Genomic DNA, 16,374 nt, shown 5'->3' on the forward strand with positions numbered 1-16,374 from the left:
GTGGCTGCTTCCCGTCACCGCCGAAGTGCCCCTCACCGATCAGCACGCCCAGCAACACGCCTTCCTCAAACCCGGACAGCTTCAACCCTCCCTTCTTGTTTCACCGTCAAGTTTCCCGTGAAACGGAAGGGGCGTCAACCACCCGCACACGGAACGGTGCCAGGTTGTTTCACCGTCAGGTTTCCCGTGAAACGCCGCCCCGCTTCACGTGGACGAGCAGGGCGCTCACGTCGGCGTGGCGCACACCGGGAACACGTGCCGCCTGATCCACCGTCGAGGGGCGAGCACGCGTGAGCTTCTCGCGCGCCTCGTTCGACAGGGCGGGGACCCGGGAGAAATCAACGCCGCTCAGGCTGACCTCCCGCGCCCGGGACTCGGCGGCGAGTTGGCGCCCGGCACGCTCGATATAGCCCGCGTACTTGACCCTGATTTCTAAGGCCTCACGTTCCTCCGGGGTCAGGGCAGGCAACGCCGCGCCCAGCGCCTCGATATCGCTGAGCGTGAACTCGGGGCGGCGCAGCCAGGCATCGGCGGTCTGGCCCTGGAGACGCTGGCTCTGGAGGGCACGGATGCCTTCGGCCACTCGGGAATACTTTTCACGCACGGCGGCACGCCTCGCCTCCTCCACCAGACCGAGGTCGAAGCCCAGATCGGTCAGGCGCTCGTCGGCATTGTCCTGGCGCACGATCAGGCGGTGTTCGACCCGGCTCGTCATCATCCGGTAGGGCTCGTCGCTGCCCTTGAACACGAGGTCGTCAAGGAGGACGCCGAGATACCCCGTTTCACGTGAAATCTGACACCCCTCCAGCCCCAGCGCCCGGCGGGCCGCCGCCGTCCCCGCCACCAGACCCTGCGCCGCCGCCTCCTCGTAGCCGCTCGTGCCGTTGATCTGGCCCGCGGTGAAGATGCCGGGGAGGCGGCGAGATTCGAGGTTGAGGGTCAGCTCGGTGGAGTCCACCACGTCGTACTCGACCGCGTAAGCGTAGCGCTGGATGACGGCCGCCTCGAAGCCCGGCAACGTGCGGACGAGCTCGTCCTGAAGGCGTGGCGGCAGGCTGGAGCTGAAGCCTTGAAGGTACACCTCACTCGTCTGCACCCCGTCGGGCTCCACGAAGAGAAGGTGACGGTCGTGGTGGGCGAAACGCACCACCTTGTCCTCGATGCTCGGGCAGTAGCGCGGACCCAGGCCCTCGATGTCCCCAGCGTACATGGGGGACTCGTGGAGGTTCTCACCGATCAGGCGGTGCGTCTGGGCGGTGGTGTGGGTCTGCCAGGTGGGAGACTCGGCGGCGCGGGGGCCGGGTCGCCCGGTGAAGCCGCGCGGCTGGGGATCGGCGGGAATCTCCAGCAGTTCGGCGAAGCGCACCGAGTCGGCGCGGACGCGGGGCGGGGTGCCGGTCTTGTACCGCTTGAGGACGTGCCCCGCGCGGGCGAGCGGCCCACTCAGGAAACGGGAGGGCGGTTCGCCCTGGCGGCCCTCGGGGCGGGAGTGGCGGCCGTACCAGGTGACCGCTCGCATGAAGGTGCCCGCCGCGACCACCACGCTGCGGGCGGCAAGACGGCGGCCATCGGTCGTGACGACAAACCAGCCGCCGCGTCCGTCCGGCTCCAGGTCGGCGGCCTCACCGCGCACCACGTCAAGTTCGGGGTGGCCCAGGATCACGTCCTGTGCCCGTTCGGCGTAGGCGTCGCGCTCGTTCTGCACCCGCAGGGATTGCACGGCGGGCCCCTTGCTCGCGTTCAAGACGCGGGTGTGGATGGCCGTCTCGTCGGCGAGGCGGCCCATCAACCCGCCGAGCGCCTGAACCTCGAAGACGAGCTGGCTCTTGCCGGGGCCGCCCACCGCCGGGTTGCAGGGCATCCGCCCGACCGTCGCCGGGTTGCCGACGAGCAGCGCCGTGCGGGCGAACTTCGCGGCGGCCCAGGCGGCCTCCAGGCCCGCGTGTCCCCCACCGATGACGATTACGTTCCAGCCGCTCATGTCAGCGCGAGTGTAGCAACGGGGGAGGGGCGGGCACTCCGGCCGGGGTCACGGTAGACAAAAGCCCGGTTCCCGGGGGGAGACCTGCGCCTCATGACCGGAGCCGCTAGAATGCCTAACGAGCGTTTGCTAGACAGATAGGTGGGGACCTCACGGTGTGGGGCCCTCTGCCGCACCGCTCAGGAGGCCCGCCATGATTCAGCCGTTCACCCCCGACCCGCTGCGCTGGGTCGCCGACGACGGCCAGCCAATCCGTGAACTGCCCGCCCGCTTCACCCCCGGGGTGTTGCGGGACCTGCACCGCGATATGGTGCGGGCACGGGAGTTCGACCGCAAACTCGTCACCCTGCTGCGGCAGGGGCGCACCACCTTCTACGCCCAATCGCGCGGCATGGAGGCCACCCAGGTCGGCCTCGCCCGCTCGATCCGGGTCGGGCACGACTGGGTGTGGCCGTACTACCGCGACCACGCCCTCGGCCTGACCCTGGGGGTGCCGCTGCTCGATCTCGTGAGCCAGTGCCTCGGCACCAACTCCGACCCCTCCCGGGGCCGCCAGATGCCGCATCATTTCGCGGCCAAGCGGCAGAACTTCGTCTCCATCAGCTCCTCCATCGCCTCGCAGGTGCCGCCCGCCGCCGGGAACGCGCTCGCGCAGAAGTACCTCGGCGTGGACGAGATCACCGTCTGCACCTTCGGGGACGGGGCGACGAGCGAGGGGGACTGGCACGCCGGGGTGAACATGGCCGCCGTGAACGCGGCGCCCTGCCTCTTCGTCTGCGAGAACAACCAGTGGGCGATCAGCACGCCGCTGAGGGGCCAGATGGCGAGCGAGACCGTCCACGTCAAGGCCCGCGCGTACGGGATGCCCGGCTACCTCGTGGACGGCAACGACATCATCGCGGTGATGGAGGTCATGTCGCACGTGGCCCAGGAAATCCGGCAAGGAAGCGGCCCCGCCCTCGTCGAGTGCCTGACCTACCGGGTAGGTTCGCACTCGAACGCGGACGCCGACGCCGAGAAGAACTACCGCACCCGCGAGGAGGTGGCGCTCTGGACCGGACGTGACCCCATCACCCGGGTCGAGGGGCTGCTGGAGCACCTCGGCCACCCGGTGAGCGCCGAGGAACGCGCGGGGCTGATCGCCGCCACCCACCGCGAGGTGGACGAGGCCGTGCGGCAGGCCGAGGCGAGCGGGCAGCCCGACTGGCGGATCATGTTCGAGGACGTGTACGCCGACCTGCCCGTCCACCTGCGCGAGCAGGCCGCCTCCTTGCGCGCCGAACAGACGGGAGGGCAGGCATGACGGCCACCGAATCCAGGCCCACGGCCCAGGGGGGCGGCACGCAGGGACCGCGCACCCTCACCCTGATCCAGGCCGTGACCGAGGCCCTGCGGGAAGAACTCTCCCGTGACGAGCGCGTCGTCGTCTTCGGGCAGGACGTGGCGGCGCGGGGCGGCGTCTTCCTGGCGACGGCGGGCTTACAAGCCGAGTTCGGCGAGCGCCGGGTCTTCGACACCCCCCTCAGCGAGGCGAGCATCGTGGGCGCGGCGGTCGGGATGGCCGTGCGTGGGATGCGGCCCGTCGCCGAGATCCAGTTCGCGGACTACATGGGGCCGGGCTTCGACCAGATCGTCAGCCAGGCGGCGAAGATCCGTTACCGCTCGGGCGGACAGTTCACCGCGCCCCTGGTCATCCGCACCCCCTCGGGCGGCGGCGTGAAGGGCGGGCACCACCACAGCCAGAGCCCGGAGGCGTACTACACGCACACGCCGGGCCTGAAGGTGGTGATGCCGAGCACCCCTTACGACGCGAAGGGCCTCCTGAAGGCGGCGATCCGGGGCCATGACCCGGTGATCCTCTTCGAGCCCAAGCGGCTGTACCGGGCGGCGAAGGGGGAGGTGCCGGCGGCTGACTACACGGTCGAGCTGGGCCGGGGGGCCGTCCGCCGGGAAGGTCGGGACCTCACCCTGATCGGCTACGGCGGCGTGATGCCCGACGTGGAGAAGGCCGCACAGGCCCTGTCCAAAGAGGGGGTAGAGGCGGAGGTGATCGACCTGCGCTCGCTGGTGCCCTGGGACCGCGACCTCGTGCTCACCAGCGTGGAGAAGACCGGGCGGGCGGTTCTCGTCAGCGAGGCGCCGCGCACCGCGAACTTCATGGGGGAGGTCGCGTACGTGATTCAGGAGGCGCTGTTCGACCGGCTCCTCGCGCCCGTGTCGCAGGTCGCGGGGTTCGACACGCCCTACCCGTACGTCCAAGACCGCATCTACCTTCCCGGCGCCAACCGCATCGCGGCGGCGTGCGTGAAGACCCTCAACTTCTAGCCGTAGGGTCAAGGGATGAAACCGGACCTCCTGCGCCCCCTACTCGGCCTCCTCGGGCTCGCCATCGGCTTCGGCGTGTACCCGCTCGTCCACCGGGCACCCGAGCCCTGGCCGCACCTCCTCGTCGGGGCGATGTTCGTGGCCCTGGGGGTGAGTGCCTGGGTCTACGCCCGGGGGGAGCGCTGGATTCAGGTCCTGGGGGCGGGGCTGATGCTCTACGGCGTGGCCCGCATGTTCTTCCTGCGCTGACACCGACCCACCACACCCAAACCGAGGTTCCTAGTGAAAGAAGTGCTGCTGCCCGAACTCGCCGAGAGCGTGGTCGAGGGCGAAATCCTGAAGTGGCTGGTGGGCGAGGGCGAGAGCGTGGCCCTCGAACAACCCCTGTGCGAGGTCATGACCGACAAGGTGACCGTCGAACTCCCCAGCCCCGTCGCGGGCGTGCTCAGCAAGAGGCTGGCGAAGGAGGGCGATGTGGTCGCCGTCCACGCCGCCATCGCCCTGATCGACGAGGCGGCGGAGAGGGGAGGGGAGCGCGCGCCCTCCCCGTCGGTCCCGGAGGCCAGGGCCGACCTGCCCCTCCAGGCCGAGGAAGAGCGGACCCAGATGGCGGGGGACGCCGCCGTGGAAAGCGGTGGGGGCAGCATCGTCGAGACGGGGCAGATCGCCGCCAGCGCGGACGACGACGCGAGCCTCTTCAAGGCCTTTGCCTCGAACGAGACGGTCACGGTTCAGGGCTTGGGGACGCGGGGCGGGGGCACGGCCACCCTCAGCCCCCCCGCCCAGGCTCTGGCCCCCGCTCAGACCGTGGGCCGGGTTCCCGCCGTCCCCGCCGCGCGTCGGCTCGCCCGCGAACTCGGGGTGGACCTCGCGCAGGTGCGCGGCAGCGGGCCGAACGGGCGGGTCCGGATGGAGGACGTGAGCGCCCACGCGCAGGCCGCCCCGGTGGAGGAGGCCCCGGCGGCCACCCCTCCCGCCGCCCCCTCTCCCGCGCCTGCCTCACCAGCCCCCGCTCCCGCCGCCAAGGGTGGAGGTGGCCTGCCCGTGCCGCCGCCCCTATACCGCACGCCCAAGGGATACGAGCACCTCGAAGAGCGGGTGCCGCTGCGGGGAATGCGCCGGGCCATCTCCAACCAGATGCAGGCGAGCCACCTCTATACCGTCCGCACCCTCACGGTGGACGAGGTGAACCTGAGCAAACTGGTCGAACTCCGCTCGCGCGTGAAGGATGAGGCGCAGGCGGCGGGCGTGAAGCTCAGCTACCTGCCCTTCATCTTCAAGGCGGTGGCGGCGGCGCTGCGCAAGTACCCCAGCCTGAATTGCTCGTACGACGAGGCGACGGGCGAGATCGTCCTGAAGCGGTACTACAACCTCGGCATGGCGGTCGCCACCGAGGCGGGTCTGACCGTGCCCGTGCTGCGCGACGTGACCACGAAAAGCGTCTTCGAGCTGGCCGGGCAGGTCGCGGACCTCGCCGCGCGGGCACAGGCGGGGAAGCTCACACCCGACGACATGGCGGGGAGCACCTTCAGCGTGACGAACATCGGCTCCATCGGGGCGCTGTTCTCCTTCCCGATCATCAACATGCCCGACGCGGCGATCCTGGGCGTCCACTCCATCCAGAAGCGGCCCATCGTGAACGAGCAGGGCGAGATTGTCGTGGCCCACATGATGTACCTCTCGCTGAGCTTCGACCACCGGCTGGTGGACGGGGCCGAGGCGGCGCGCTTTTGCAAGGAGGTCATCCGGCTGCTCGAAAACCCGGATCGGCTGCTGCTGGAGGCGATTTAGGGGCGATCAGCCGCCAGCTCTCAGCGGTCAGCCTGCCTGGGTTGGCCGCTTTTCGACTGCTTAAATTCCCCATCAAGGGGCGGTCAAAGGGGCGTCAGCTTGGAGGTCTAGGATGGCTGGTCACGGGTGCAACTTAAGTTGTGTGCCCCGGATTGGATACAGTGAACCCGATGACCCTGACCCGTACCCTCGCGCTCCTGACCCTGATGGCCCTCGCCTCTCCGGCGCAGGCGCTCAAGCTCATCATCTGGGACCGCGAACTCCAGACCAAGCTGGGGTACGGCGAGACGAACGGGAAGGGCGGCATGACCGTGCAGCTCGTCAAGGACTACTCTGGCCCGGTGGTGGCCCTGTTCTCCCGTGAGGACGACGAAAAGGCCGCCGGGCTCTACCCGAATGTGCAAAGCCGCTACGACGGCGTTCTGAAAGCCGGTCAGCTTACCCTGGAGACGCCGGGCGGGCCCCTGACCCTCCGGCGATTTCTGGAGGGCCTGAAACTCAACCTGCTGCCCCAGCCGACCGGCCAGACGCTGCTCCTGCCGGGCCTGCGCACCGCGGCGGACAAGAGCAGGCTCCTCCCAGACAAGCCCAAGACGGCCCCCGACCCGACCCTCCCGGCCCCCCAAGGAGACCGCTGAATGCTCGCCCAGATTCTCGTGGTGGAGGACGACCCGCATCTCGGGCCGCTCCTCAAGGAATACCTCTCGGCCGACTACCTCGTCCACCACGCCTCCACCCTCAAGGACGCCCAGGCGTGGCTCGGGACCCACTCCGCCCAGCTCATCTTGCTCGATCTGAACCTCCCCGACGGCGACGGTCTCGACCTCGTGCAGGCGCTGCGGCAGTATTCGAGCACGCCCGTGCTGGTGCTCTCGGCCAGAAGCGGGGTGCAGGAGCGGGTGGCGGGGCTGAACGCGGGGGCGGACGACTACCTCACCAAGCCCTTCGCCATGCCCGAACTCGACGCGCGGATCACGGCCCTGCTCAGGCGCACCGCCGCCGGGACGGGCGTGAACCTCGGCAACACCAGCCTCTCGACGAGCAGCCTGCTGCTCACCGTCAACGACAAGAACGTGAACCTCACCGAGCACGAGGCCCGCATCCTGGAGCTGATGATGCGCACGCCCGAGCGGGTGTTCTCGCGCGCCGACATCGAGTCGCACCTCTACGGCTGGGAGACGCCCAACAGCAACTCCGTGGAGGTCCGCATCTCGCAGCTTCGCAAGAAGCTGGAGCAGGCGGCTTCCGACCTGCGGATTCGCACGATCCGCAACGTCGGCTATGTCCTGCAAGCCTGAGGGCAATCCCTCTAGACTCTTCGCCATGACCCCCACCCCGATCCGCCCCGCGCCTGGCCGCCGGGGCGGGTCTGTCTCGGGGGAGGGCACGTGACCCGCGCGCCCCTGCGGACGGCCCGGGTGGCGTGGCGCCACAGCCTGCGCTTTCGGCTGGCGCTCGTGTACACGCTCGTGGCGTTCGCGCTGATCGGCCTGATCGGGCTGGGCGTGATGACCCTGCTGCTGCGGCAGATGGACGCGCAGTTCCAGACGCGGCTCAACGAGCGGGCCGACAGCCTGGCCGAGGCGTTCCTGGGCCGGGGGCAGAGCCTCGGCAAGTCGCCGGGGGGCACGGGCGTCTACACCATGATCGTGGACGAGGACGGGCGGGTTCTCGCCGCCACGCCCGCCTTGCGCCAGTACGAGGGGACCCCTTTCCCCTTCGGGGGCCTGGGCACCGTGCAGATCGCGGACCTCCCCGCCCGGACGACGACCCGCCGCCTGGGCGACTTCGGGACCCTCTGGGTGGCGCTGCCGGAAGACGCCCTGATCGACGCGCGGCGGATCGCCGTGAACGCGCTGCTTCTCGCGCTGCTCGTCACGCCCCTCTTGATGTTCGTGGTGGGCTGGCTGGTCGGGCGCCGGGCGCTCGCCGGGCTGGGGGAGGCCGCCGACCTCGCCGACCGCATCGACCCCACCCGCAGCCTCGCCACCCTGCCCCTCCCGGCGCGCGAGGACGAGGTTCACCGGCTCCTCGCGGCGCTCAACCGCCTGCTCGTGCGGATCGAGGCGGGGCAGGCGCGCGAAAAGCAGCTTCTCGGGCAGATCGTCCACGAACTCGGGGCGCCGCTGACGGTGCTCAAGGCGAGCCTGGCGCGGGCCGCCGAGCGCGGGGGAGACCCGGAGGTGATGCGCGCCGCCCTCGTCGCCGACGAGCTGACCTTCACCACCCAGGACCTGATGCAGCTCGCGCGCGGGCAACTGGAGATGCGGCTGGTGTGGCACTTCATCCCGGCGAGCACCCTGCGTGGGCGGCTCGACCGGCTGGTTCCGGGGCTCACCTTCACGGGCGATTGGGACGGCATGATCCTGTGCGACCCCGACCGCCTGACCCAGGCGCTGCGCAACCTCCTCGCCAATGCGCGCCGCGCCGCCGGGCCGGACGGGCAGGTGTCGGTGACCCTGCGCGAAACTCCCGAGCACGTCACCTTCACGGTGCGCGACTCCGGCCCCGGCCTGCCCGCCGACCTCGGCGAGCGCATTTTCGACCCCTTCGTGAGCGGCAGCGGCTCCAGCGGCCTGGGCCTGAGCGTGGCCCGCCAGATCGCCGTGCTGCACGGCGGCACCCTGACGGCGGGGAGCGCGCGGCCCGGGGACGCCCGGCCCGGCGAGGCGGTGGGCGGCGCCCTGTTCACCCTGACCCTGCCCGGCGCGGCCCTCGGCGACGACGAGGAAGAGGAGTTCGGGGACGAGGCGGAGGAGAAAGAAGCCCTGCCGCTCCCGTGAGGAGATTGGGGATGGATGTCCATGCGCTCCTCCAGACCGTCCGTGCGGCGGGCGGGGCCACATTCGACCACGGCGGGCGGCCCGTCGACCCGGGAGCGCGGTGGCTCTATCCCCGGCACCCCGGCCAGACCGTGATTCTCGCCGCTTCCGCCGACTGGGCCGCACATTTGAGGAGCTTCATGGAGGCACATCGACCGCTTCTGGAGCAGGAGCCCCCGGAGTGGCTGGCCTTCGGGGCGTGGATTCATCCGGGAGGTGACCTGTACCTGGATATCGTGACGGGACGGTTCGACGAGGAGGAGGTCCGGCGGGAGGCGCTGAGGGCGGGGGAGAGGGAGGGGCGCCGGGTGGTGGCCCTCTTCCAGTCCTCCTCGGGACGGACGATGCCGCTGGCGGAGAAGGAATTTTGTGCGGACGCGCCCCCTATCCTGCCCGGGTGACCCCCGCCGTCTCTCCTCCCGCGCTCGCCGAGCTGCGCGCCCTGCTCACCCTGCGCTTCACGCCCCACCTCGGGCCGCGCCGCATCGAGAACCTGCGGCGGCACCTCGGGAGCGCGCGGGCCGTCCTGGGAGCGCCCCTGACGGCCCTGCGCGGGGTGCCGGGCCTCGACGCGAAGTCGCTCGCGGCACTCGGGACCCCCAGGGCGGCCGAGCAGGCGGAGGCCGAACTGGACCGGGCCCGGGCGGGGGGCGTCACCCTGCTCGGGCGCGGGCTGGAGGGTTATCCGCCCGCCCTCGACGCCCTCGGCGACCCGCCCCCGGTGCTGTGGGTGAGGGGCGAGTTGCCGGACCTCCCGGTCGTGCCGCGGGCGGTGGGGATCGTGGGCACGCGGGGGGCGAGCCCGCACGCGCTGGGGCTCACGCGGGCCCTCGCCGCCGACCTCGCGCGGGCGGACGTGACGGTCGTGAGCGGGCTCGCCCGGGGGGTGGACACCGCCGCCCACACGGCGAGCGTGGAGGCCGGGGGCGTGAGCGTGGGGGTCCTCGGGAGCGCGGTCGACCGCGTCTACCCCGCCGAGAACACGCGGCTCGCGGAGCGGCTGACCCTGATCAGCGAGTACCCGCTCGGCACCGGCCCGGCGCAGCACCACTTTCCCACCCGGAATCGGCTGATCGCCGCGCTGTCGTCGGGCACTGTCGTTGTGGAGGGAGAACTCAAGAGCGGGAGCCTGATCACCGCCACCCACGCTCTCGAATGCGGGCGCACCGTCTTCGCTGTGCCGGGCCGCGCCGGAGACCCCCGCGCCGCCGGGCCCCACCGCCTGCTGCGCGAGGGGGCTGTCCTCACCGAGACGGCGAATGACATCCTTTCCGAACTCGGCTGGGACGCGGCCCCCGCCGCCCCCACCCCCGACCTGCCCCCCGAGCAGGCCCGCGCCCACGCCGCCCTCGTGACCCCCGCCACCCTCGACGACCTGCACGCCTCGACCGGCCTGCCCCTGCCCGAGTTGCAGACCGCCCTCGTCATGCTGCAACTCATGGGGCTCGCCGAAGAGGTCGGCGGGCGCTGGGCGCGGCGGTAGGGGAGGGGAGAGGCCGGTTCGAATCCGGACTCAACGTCCGCAGAGTTGTGCCCTTCGATCTCTGTCCAGCATGAGGGTATAGAACGGCGCCCGTTGATTGAACATCTGATTGAAAGACTTGTAATCGTCTGTAGTCTTCCGCGTTCCACCCAAGGGAATCTGTTTTCCCGAGCAGGTTTCAAGAGATTGTGGGAAGGAAGAAGCATTCACCTGCTGGCCCCGTAGCGACGCCCATCTCACCCCGAATTCCACTTCAGACGCTTGGGAATCCCCCATCGGGCCTCTGTCTGAGATGCAGTACAGCACTTGCCGGGGTGAAGCGATGGGCATACATCGGATGGGCTGCACACCATCTTGAGCGTGGGAAGGGGCGCTCTGGGTGAGAGCGAGCGCGGCGCCGAGAACGGCCGTCAACATGACCGAGACTAAGCTTTCTGTCGCGCGAAGGCAAGAGAACGGGGCGGCGTGCGAGGGAAGGGCGCATGACGTTGACTGAGGTTCAGCCGGGATTCTGAGCCCTGCCCAACGGCGCCGACCTCTTCAGGCACACCCGGCAGACGGGGCGCGCCCCGTCCTTCACACCCGCGAGCAGGCGCCTGGGTCCCGGACCCTCCAGTTCCTTGAGGGTCACAGGCCCGTCGCCCGGGGGTGAGCGCGGGCCGACGCGGGCCAGCTCTACCCTTGCACCAGCCGGGGAAGCCGCGCTGGCGGAGTGGGAGGCGTCCCAGTCCTGGGCCTCCCGATCAGGCCGACGACTCCCCGAGGACGGTGAGTCAGAGGTCGTCGGGACCCGTCACTCCGCCGTCCGGGCCGGTCACGAGGCCCTTCGCACGCTCGGTGCTCGCCGTCCAGGCGTCCAGGTCGGCCGTGACCGCCTCCGGGTTTTGGGGGGGGTCGCCCGCGTGAGCCCGGGCCGCCCCGCTCTCCCCGGTCTCCGGCTCGCCCCCGAAGGCGGAGACGCCGTCCACGCTGCCCGCCTCCCCCGGAGCCCCCGCGTGTTCCGGCGTGTCGTCCGTGATGCCCCGCATCCCGCCCGTGGCCGCCCCTCCGTCATCCGTCATGTGCCGCTCCTTTCCGCGCTCCCAGCTTAGCTGGCAGGGGGGGAGGCGAGGTGAGGGGCCGTTGTGGCGCTCCACAGAGAGGGGGACGGGGGCGCCCTCAGGCCGGGGGGGCCTGGAGGGACCGCAGTCTCTGGAAGACCTCGGCGGCGTGGACGTTGGGCACGACCTCCCGCCAGCGGTGCGCGACCCGGCCCTCCGGGGAGATCAGGAACGTCTCGCGGCGGGCAAGAGGCACCTCCTCGCCGGGCTCGGGGTCGTCCAGCACCCCGTACAGGCGGCTGATCTGCCCGTTGCGGTCGGAGATCAGCGGAAAACTCAGGTCGCACAGGCCCCGGAATTCGGTCTGGCGTTGCCGGGTGTCGCTGCTGACCCCCACGATCTGGGCGCCCGCCGCCCGGAACTCGGGAAAGAGGGCCTGGAAGCGCCGCGCCTGCATCTGGCAGTGGGTGGCCGCCGCGCGCGGAAAGAAAAAGAGGATCACCCACCGTCCCCGCCACGGCGAGAGGCCCACGGGACGCCCGCCCTCGTCCGTGGCCGTGAAGTCGGGGGCAAGGTCGCCGGTTTGAAGCGGTCTCACACCTGGAATCGTCATAGCAGGGGTCTATTGTGCGGCTCCCACCGCCCCCGGTGAGCCGGAAAAATTCACGTGTGCTGCGGCCCGTAGTCCTTTTCCACGCTCACGCGCGGCGGGCCGGGCAGCTCGACGCCCTGCTCGCCGCCGTCCACGAGGTCGGGGAGACGGCCGTGCAGGCCCACCGTCAGCGTACCGCTCTCGCCGGACACGCCCGTCATCGCCGGGTCGAGGACGACCGTCCAGCCGCCGCCCGGCCACTCGACCCTCACCGTCACGGTGTCGCCCAGGGCCAGGGCCGCGACCTCCAGGTCGTCGAGGCGAACACGGATCCGGCCCGCGACGAAACGCACCTTCACGGGACCACCTGCTGGCACAGCGGGCTCATGGGCCCATGCTAGCGGCGTGGGATGCTGGGGCATGGCGAAGATGAGCGTTCTGGTCCTGGGCGGCACACAATTCGTGGGACGGCACATCGTGGAGGCCCTGCTCGCGGGCGGGCACCGGGTGAGCGTCCTGACGCGCGGGCGCACCCCCGACGAGCTGCCGGGCGAGGTCGAGCGCCTGCGCGGCGACCGCAACGAGGGGGAGGCGGGCCTCGGCGCCCTGGCGGGCCGGGCGTGGGACGCCTGCGTGGACGTGAGCGGCTACACGCCCCGGCAGGTGCGCGCGAGCGCCCAGACACTGCAAGACCGGGTGGGCCGGTACGTCTTCGTGAGCACCGTCAGCGTGTACGCCGAGCAGGACCGCCACCCCATCCGCGAGGACGACCCCCTGCTGCCGGAAGCCGGGGAGGACGTGACGCAGGTGACGGGCGAGACGTACGGCCCCCTCAAGGTGACCTGCGAGCGCCTCGTGGCCGAGGTGCTCGGGGAGCGCGCGACCATCCTGCGCCCGCAGATCGTGGCCGGACCCCACGACCCCACCGGGCGCTACACCTCCTGGATCGACCGGGTGGCCGCCGGGGGCGACTTCCTCGCGCCGGGGGACGGCTCGGACTTCGTGCAGGTGATCGACGCCCGCGACCTCGCCCGTTTCGCGGTGACCGTGCTGGAGGAGGGCGTGCCGGGTGTCTTCAACCTCGCGGGACCGCGCCTCGGCTGGCGGGAGTTTCTGGACACGGTGCGGGAGGCGACGGGTTCGGACGCCACGCCCGTCTGGGTGGACGCGGCCACGCTGGAGGCACACGGCCTCGGCTGGAACGAGTTGCCCGTCTACGTCCCGGCGCAGGGCGAGCAGGGCGGGGTCATGGACGTTTCGAACGAGCGGGCGCGGGCGGCGGGACTGACCCTCGAAGGTCCCCTCACGACGGCGCGGGACACCCGGGCCTGGAGCGCGGGCACAGCGCAAAAAGCCTTCCTGACCCCGGAGCGCGAGGCGGAGGTGCTGCGGGCGGTGGGGAGGGGGCGGTGACGCCGTGAACACGAGCCTGACCCTGGTGTGGGACCGCACGGTGGGCATCGCGCGGACCCTCGTCGCGGCGCTGCCGAACGTGCTGCTGGCGCTGGTGGTCTTCGGGCTGTTCTGGCTGCTGTCGCGGGTGCTGGTGAAGCTCCTGGAACGGGTGTTGCGGCGGGCCGGGCAGCCGCTCGCGGTGGGGCAGGCGCTGGGGCAGGTGCTGAGGGTCGTCGTGCTGACGGTGGGCGTGCTGGTGGCCCTCACGGTCATCTTCCCGACCCTCAACGCCGCCACCTTGTTCGGCACGCTGGGCTTCAGCAGCGTCGCCATCGGATTCGCCTTCAAGGACATCTTCCAGAACCTGCTGGCGGGCCTTTTGATCCTGATCACGCGGCCGTTTCGCATCGGGGACCAGATCATCAGCGGCACGACCGAGGGCACGGTGGAGGATATCCAGGTGCGCGCCACCGTCGTCCGCACCTACGACAACCGCAAGGTGGTGATTCCCAACAGCGACCTCTACACGGGCCGCGTGACCGTGAACACCGCCTTCGAGAGGCGGCAGGTGAGCCTGCCCCTGACGCTGCCCTACGGGACGGACCTGGAGAAGGCCCGGAACTTGATGGTCGAGGCCGCGCGTGGGGTGGCGGACCTGGCCGAGGACCCGCCCCCCAGCGTGGTCCTGACGGACCTGAACTCCGGCGGCCTGACGGTCAGCCTGCGCTACTGGGTGAGGCCGCCCCTGCGCCGGGACGTGACCGTCACCACCGACGAGGTGCTGAGCACCGTCGAGGCCCGGCTGAGGGAGGGGGGCGTGAAGCTCAGCACCCCGCAGGGGGTGGCCCTCGACCCGGTGCAGCTCCGGCCCCTGCGCGTGCAACTGGCGGGGGCGGCAGACGAGGGGGCAGAGGGCGCCCTCCGGCCCCTCGCCACCCGGCCAGACGGGCCGCCCCCCCGATGAACCGCACCTGGCTGCACCTGCGCGAGGTCACCCGGCGCTTCTGGTTCCTCCCCGCCCTGATGGTGGCCGCCGCCCTGCTGCTGGCCGAGGGCGGCATCACGCTGGAGGAACGTCACGGGGTGCCGCAAAGTCTCGCCTTCATCTACGGCGGCGGGGAAGCGGGGGCGCGCAGCATGTTGTCGGCGGTGGCGAGCAGCAGCGTCGCGGTCGCCGGGACGGTCTTTTCCATCACCATCGCGGCGCTCTCCTTCGCGGCGGGCAGCATGGGGCCGCGGCTGCTGGACAACTTCACCCGCGACCGCGGCAACCAGGTCACGCTGGGCACCTTCATCGCCACCTTCGCCTTTTGCGTGTACAGCCTGCGGGTGGTGCAGGGCGGCGAGGAGGTGCCCTTCGTCCCGCACTACAACGTCACGCTGGCCGTCGTGCTGGCGCTGGGATGTATCGCGGTGCTGGTGTACTTCATCTTTCACGTGACCGCCAGCATCAACATGACCCACGTCCTGAACCTGCTGCGCGACGACCTGAACAAGACCCTGAAGCAGGCCACCCGTGAGGGAGGCGAGCCGCCGGACGGCCCGGTTGCGCCGCCCGAGCGCTTCTGGGAGGGCGCAGAGACGTTGCGCGCCCCGGAGGGCGGGTACCTGCAACTGGTGGACACCGGGCGGCTGCTGGACCGCGCCGAACGGGAGGACGTGGCCGTGCGCCTGCTGGTGCGCCCCGGCGACTACGTCTTTCCGGAGACCGTCGTCGCGCTGGGCGTGCCGAGGCTGCCGGAAGGCGTGCTGGACGCCCTCAGCCTGGGAAACCAACGCCTCGCCGACCAGGACGCGGAACACACGCTGCGCCAGATGGCGGAGGTGGCGGCCCGCGCCCTCAGTTCCGGCGTGAACGATCCCTACACGGCGGTGGACGTGCTGGACCGCTTCGGGGACGCGCTGTGCCGCCTGCGGGGCCGGACGTGGCCCACCGGGGTGTATGGGCGGGGGGGACGGCCGCGCCTGGTTCACCCGGTCACCGATTTCGCGGGCCTGACCGACGCGATGTTCCGGATGGTCCGGCAGTACGGCAAGGCCAACCCCGCCGTCATGATCCGCCTGCTGGAGGTGCTGACCGCCGCCGCGACCTGCCTCACGGGAGAGGCCGAACGCGCCGCGCTGAGGCGGCAGGCCGACCTCACGCTGGCCGACGCGCTGCCCGTCACCGGGAATCCCGCCGACCGTGCCGACCTGGAGCGCCGCTTCCGGAAGTTCGGGGAGGTGCTGAGCGGTTACGCCTCCCCCTCCCGTCTCTCTCCCGAGCGGGAGGAGGGAAGGGGGGAGGGCGGGGAGCTGCGACCCGCGCAAGGTTGAGCAGCCCGCAGGAGGGTGCCCGCCGTCACGCGGGCGAGCGCCCTGGTCAGGGACGGAGCCTGCCGGACCTTTAGCGGACCCGTGCGAAAGGAAAACCGAACGGCTCTACCCTGGGGGCAGAGGCAACTCACCCGTCTCCCCGGAGGATTTCACCCATGCCCGATTCCCGTGCCCTTCGCCCCGCCCTCGCCCTGCTGGCCCTCGGCGTCCTGGCCGCGGGCGCCCTGAGCGGGTGCGCGCCCGCCCAGTCAGCCCAGCCTGCCCCGGCGGTCTCCGCGCAGCCGATCTCCCCCTACGCCACCCGGGCGGACGCCGCCGTCGTGGTGTTCCAGTCGCGGACGGCCCGGGCGGGCGCGGTAGACCTGTTGCTGGACGGCACGCCGGTTCTGCGCCGGCTCCGCTCGACCGACTCGTACCGGGTCTTCGTCCTGCCGCCCGGACTCCGCACCCTCAGCGTGCAGAACTCGCTGAGCGGCACGCCGCTGGAGGCCCAGACGCTCGACCTCCGGGCAGGGGGGTCCTACGCGCTGGTCCTCGACGTGGACCCGGTGACCCGCGAGTACATCCTGCTCTCCGGTCAGGGCAGCAGCGCTATCTCCAACCTGATCGGCCCCGGCTGAGCGGGACGC

At 71.1% G+C, this 16,374-nt stretch carries 17 protein-coding genes; 13 read left to right on the plus strand and 4 right to left on the minus strand.

What is annotated here, in order from left to right:
• Nucleotides 1-175: 175 nt before the first annotated feature.
• Complete coding sequence (gene mnmG / locus IC605_RS11655) at nt 176-1,981, minus strand: tRNA uridine-5-carboxymethylaminomethyl(34) synthesis enzyme MnmG (protein WP_216323751.1); 1,806 nt, start codon at nt 1,979-1,981, stop codon at nt 176-178.
• 193 nt (nt 1,982-2,174) lie between these two features.
• Here mnmG and IC605_RS11660 point away from each other — a divergent pair, with 193 nt between their 5' ends.
• The 9 genes from IC605_RS11660 (at nt 2,175) to dprA (ending at nt 10,402) form a co-directional block, all read left to right on the plus strand.
• The gene (locus IC605_RS11660; RefSeq protein WP_216323754.1) at nt 2,175-3,284 is read left to right on the plus strand and encodes a thiamine pyrophosphate-dependent dehydrogenase E1 component subunit alpha; all 1,110 of its coding nucleotides are present in this window, start codon (nt 2,175-2,177) and stop codon (nt 3,282-3,284) included.
• Nucleotides 3,281-4,306, plus strand: coding sequence for an alpha-ketoacid dehydrogenase subunit beta (locus IC605_RS11665; RefSeq protein WP_216323757.1), 1,026 nt, complete (start codon nt 3,281-3,283; stop codon nt 4,304-4,306). Before IC605_RS11660 ends, IC605_RS11665 begins: the two co-directional genes overlap by 4 nt.
• Nucleotides 4,307-4,321: 15 nt before the next feature.
• Nucleotides 4,322-4,555, plus strand: a complete 234-nt coding sequence (locus tag IC605_RS11670; protein ID WP_216323760.1) for a hypothetical protein — start codon at nt 4,322-4,324, stop codon at nt 4,553-4,555.
• Nucleotides 4,556-4,588: 33 nt separating this feature from the next.
• Complete coding sequence (locus IC605_RS11675; RefSeq protein ID WP_216323764.1) at nt 4,589-6,097, plus strand: dihydrolipoamide acetyltransferase family protein; 1,509 nt, start codon at nt 4,589-4,591, stop codon at nt 6,095-6,097.
• 170 nt (nt 6,098-6,267) lie between these two features.
• Entirely contained in the window at nt 6,268-6,735 is a 468-nt protein-coding gene (locus IC605_RS11680) for a hypothetical protein (RefSeq protein WP_216323767.1), read from the plus strand.
• On the plus strand, nt 6,736-7,395 hold the full coding sequence (locus IC605_RS11685; protein WP_216323771.1) for a response regulator transcription factor: 660 nt from the start codon (nt 6,736-6,738) through the stop codon (nt 7,393-7,395).
• A 90-nt stretch (nt 7,396-7,485) separates the two neighbouring features.
• Nucleotides 7,486-8,880 (plus strand): sensor histidine kinase, encoded by a 1,395-nt coding sequence (locus tag IC605_RS11690; protein WP_216323774.1) that lies wholly within the window; start codon nt 7,486-7,488, stop codon nt 8,878-8,880.
• Between the two features lie 11 nt (nt 8,881-8,891).
• Nucleotides 8,892-9,320, plus strand: coding sequence for a hypothetical protein (locus tag IC605_RS11695; protein ID WP_216323777.1), 429 nt, complete (start codon nt 8,892-8,894; stop codon nt 9,318-9,320).
• Nucleotides 9,317-10,402, plus strand: a complete 1,086-nt coding sequence (gene dprA / locus IC605_RS11700) for a DNA-processing protein DprA (protein ID WP_216323780.1) — start codon at nt 9,317-9,319, stop codon at nt 10,400-10,402. Before IC605_RS11695 ends, dprA begins: the two co-directional genes overlap by 4 nt.
• Before the next feature lie 773 nt (nt 10,403-11,175).
• On the opposite strand, the gene IC605_RS11705 is transcribed toward dprA, so the two are convergent.
• The 3 genes from IC605_RS11705 to IC605_RS11715 all read right to left on the minus strand — a co-directional run bounded on the left by IC605_RS11705 (nt 11,176) and on the right by IC605_RS11715 (nt 12,393).
• The gene (locus tag IC605_RS11705) at nt 11,176-11,463 is read right to left on the minus strand and encodes a hypothetical protein (protein WP_216323783.1); all 288 of its coding nucleotides are present in this window, start codon (nt 11,461-11,463) and stop codon (nt 11,176-11,178) included.
• 97 nt (nt 11,464-11,560) lie between these two features.
• Nucleotides 11,561-12,055: a peroxiredoxin gene (locus tag IC605_RS11710; RefSeq protein ID WP_216323785.1), complete on the minus strand. Its 495-nt coding sequence runs from the start codon at nt 12,053-12,055 to the stop codon at nt 11,561-11,563.
• A gap of 50 nt (nt 12,056-12,105) precedes the next feature.
• A complete protein-coding gene (locus IC605_RS11715; RefSeq protein ID WP_216323787.1) occupies nt 12,106-12,393 on the minus strand; it encodes a hypothetical protein in 288 nt (95 codons plus the stop codon).
• A gap of 61 nt (nt 12,394-12,454) precedes the next feature.
• Between IC605_RS11715 and IC605_RS11720 the strand changes: the two genes are divergently transcribed.
• From IC605_RS11720 to IC605_RS11735, 4 genes are all read left to right on the plus strand, one after another.
• A complete protein-coding gene (locus tag IC605_RS11720; RefSeq protein WP_246580731.1) occupies nt 12,455-13,447 on the plus strand; it encodes an SDR family oxidoreductase in 993 nt (330 codons plus the stop codon).
• A 4-nt stretch (nt 13,448-13,451) separates the two neighbouring features.
• Nucleotides 13,452-14,393: a mechanosensitive ion channel family protein gene (locus IC605_RS11725; RefSeq protein WP_216323790.1), complete on the plus strand. Its 942-nt coding sequence runs from the start codon at nt 13,452-13,454 to the stop codon at nt 14,391-14,393.
• A complete protein-coding gene (locus IC605_RS11730) occupies nt 14,390-15,745 on the plus strand; it encodes a DUF2254 domain-containing protein (protein ID WP_216323793.1) in 1,356 nt (451 codons plus the stop codon). The genes IC605_RS11725 and IC605_RS11730 overlap by 4 nt, the downstream gene beginning before the upstream one ends.
• A 155-nt stretch (nt 15,746-15,900) precedes the next feature.
• Nucleotides 15,901-16,365 carry a hypothetical protein gene (locus IC605_RS11735; RefSeq protein WP_216323796.1) on the plus strand — a complete coding sequence of 155 codons (465 nt, stop codon included), beginning with the start codon at nt 15,901-15,903 and terminating at the stop codon, nt 16,363-16,365.
• Nucleotides 16,366-16,374: the final 9 nt, after the last annotated feature.

It is taken from the genome of Deinococcus aestuarii, assembly GCF_018863415.1.
Taxonomy (GTDB): domain Bacteria; phylum Deinococcota; class Deinococci; order Deinococcales; family Deinococcaceae; genus Deinococcus; species Deinococcus aestuarii.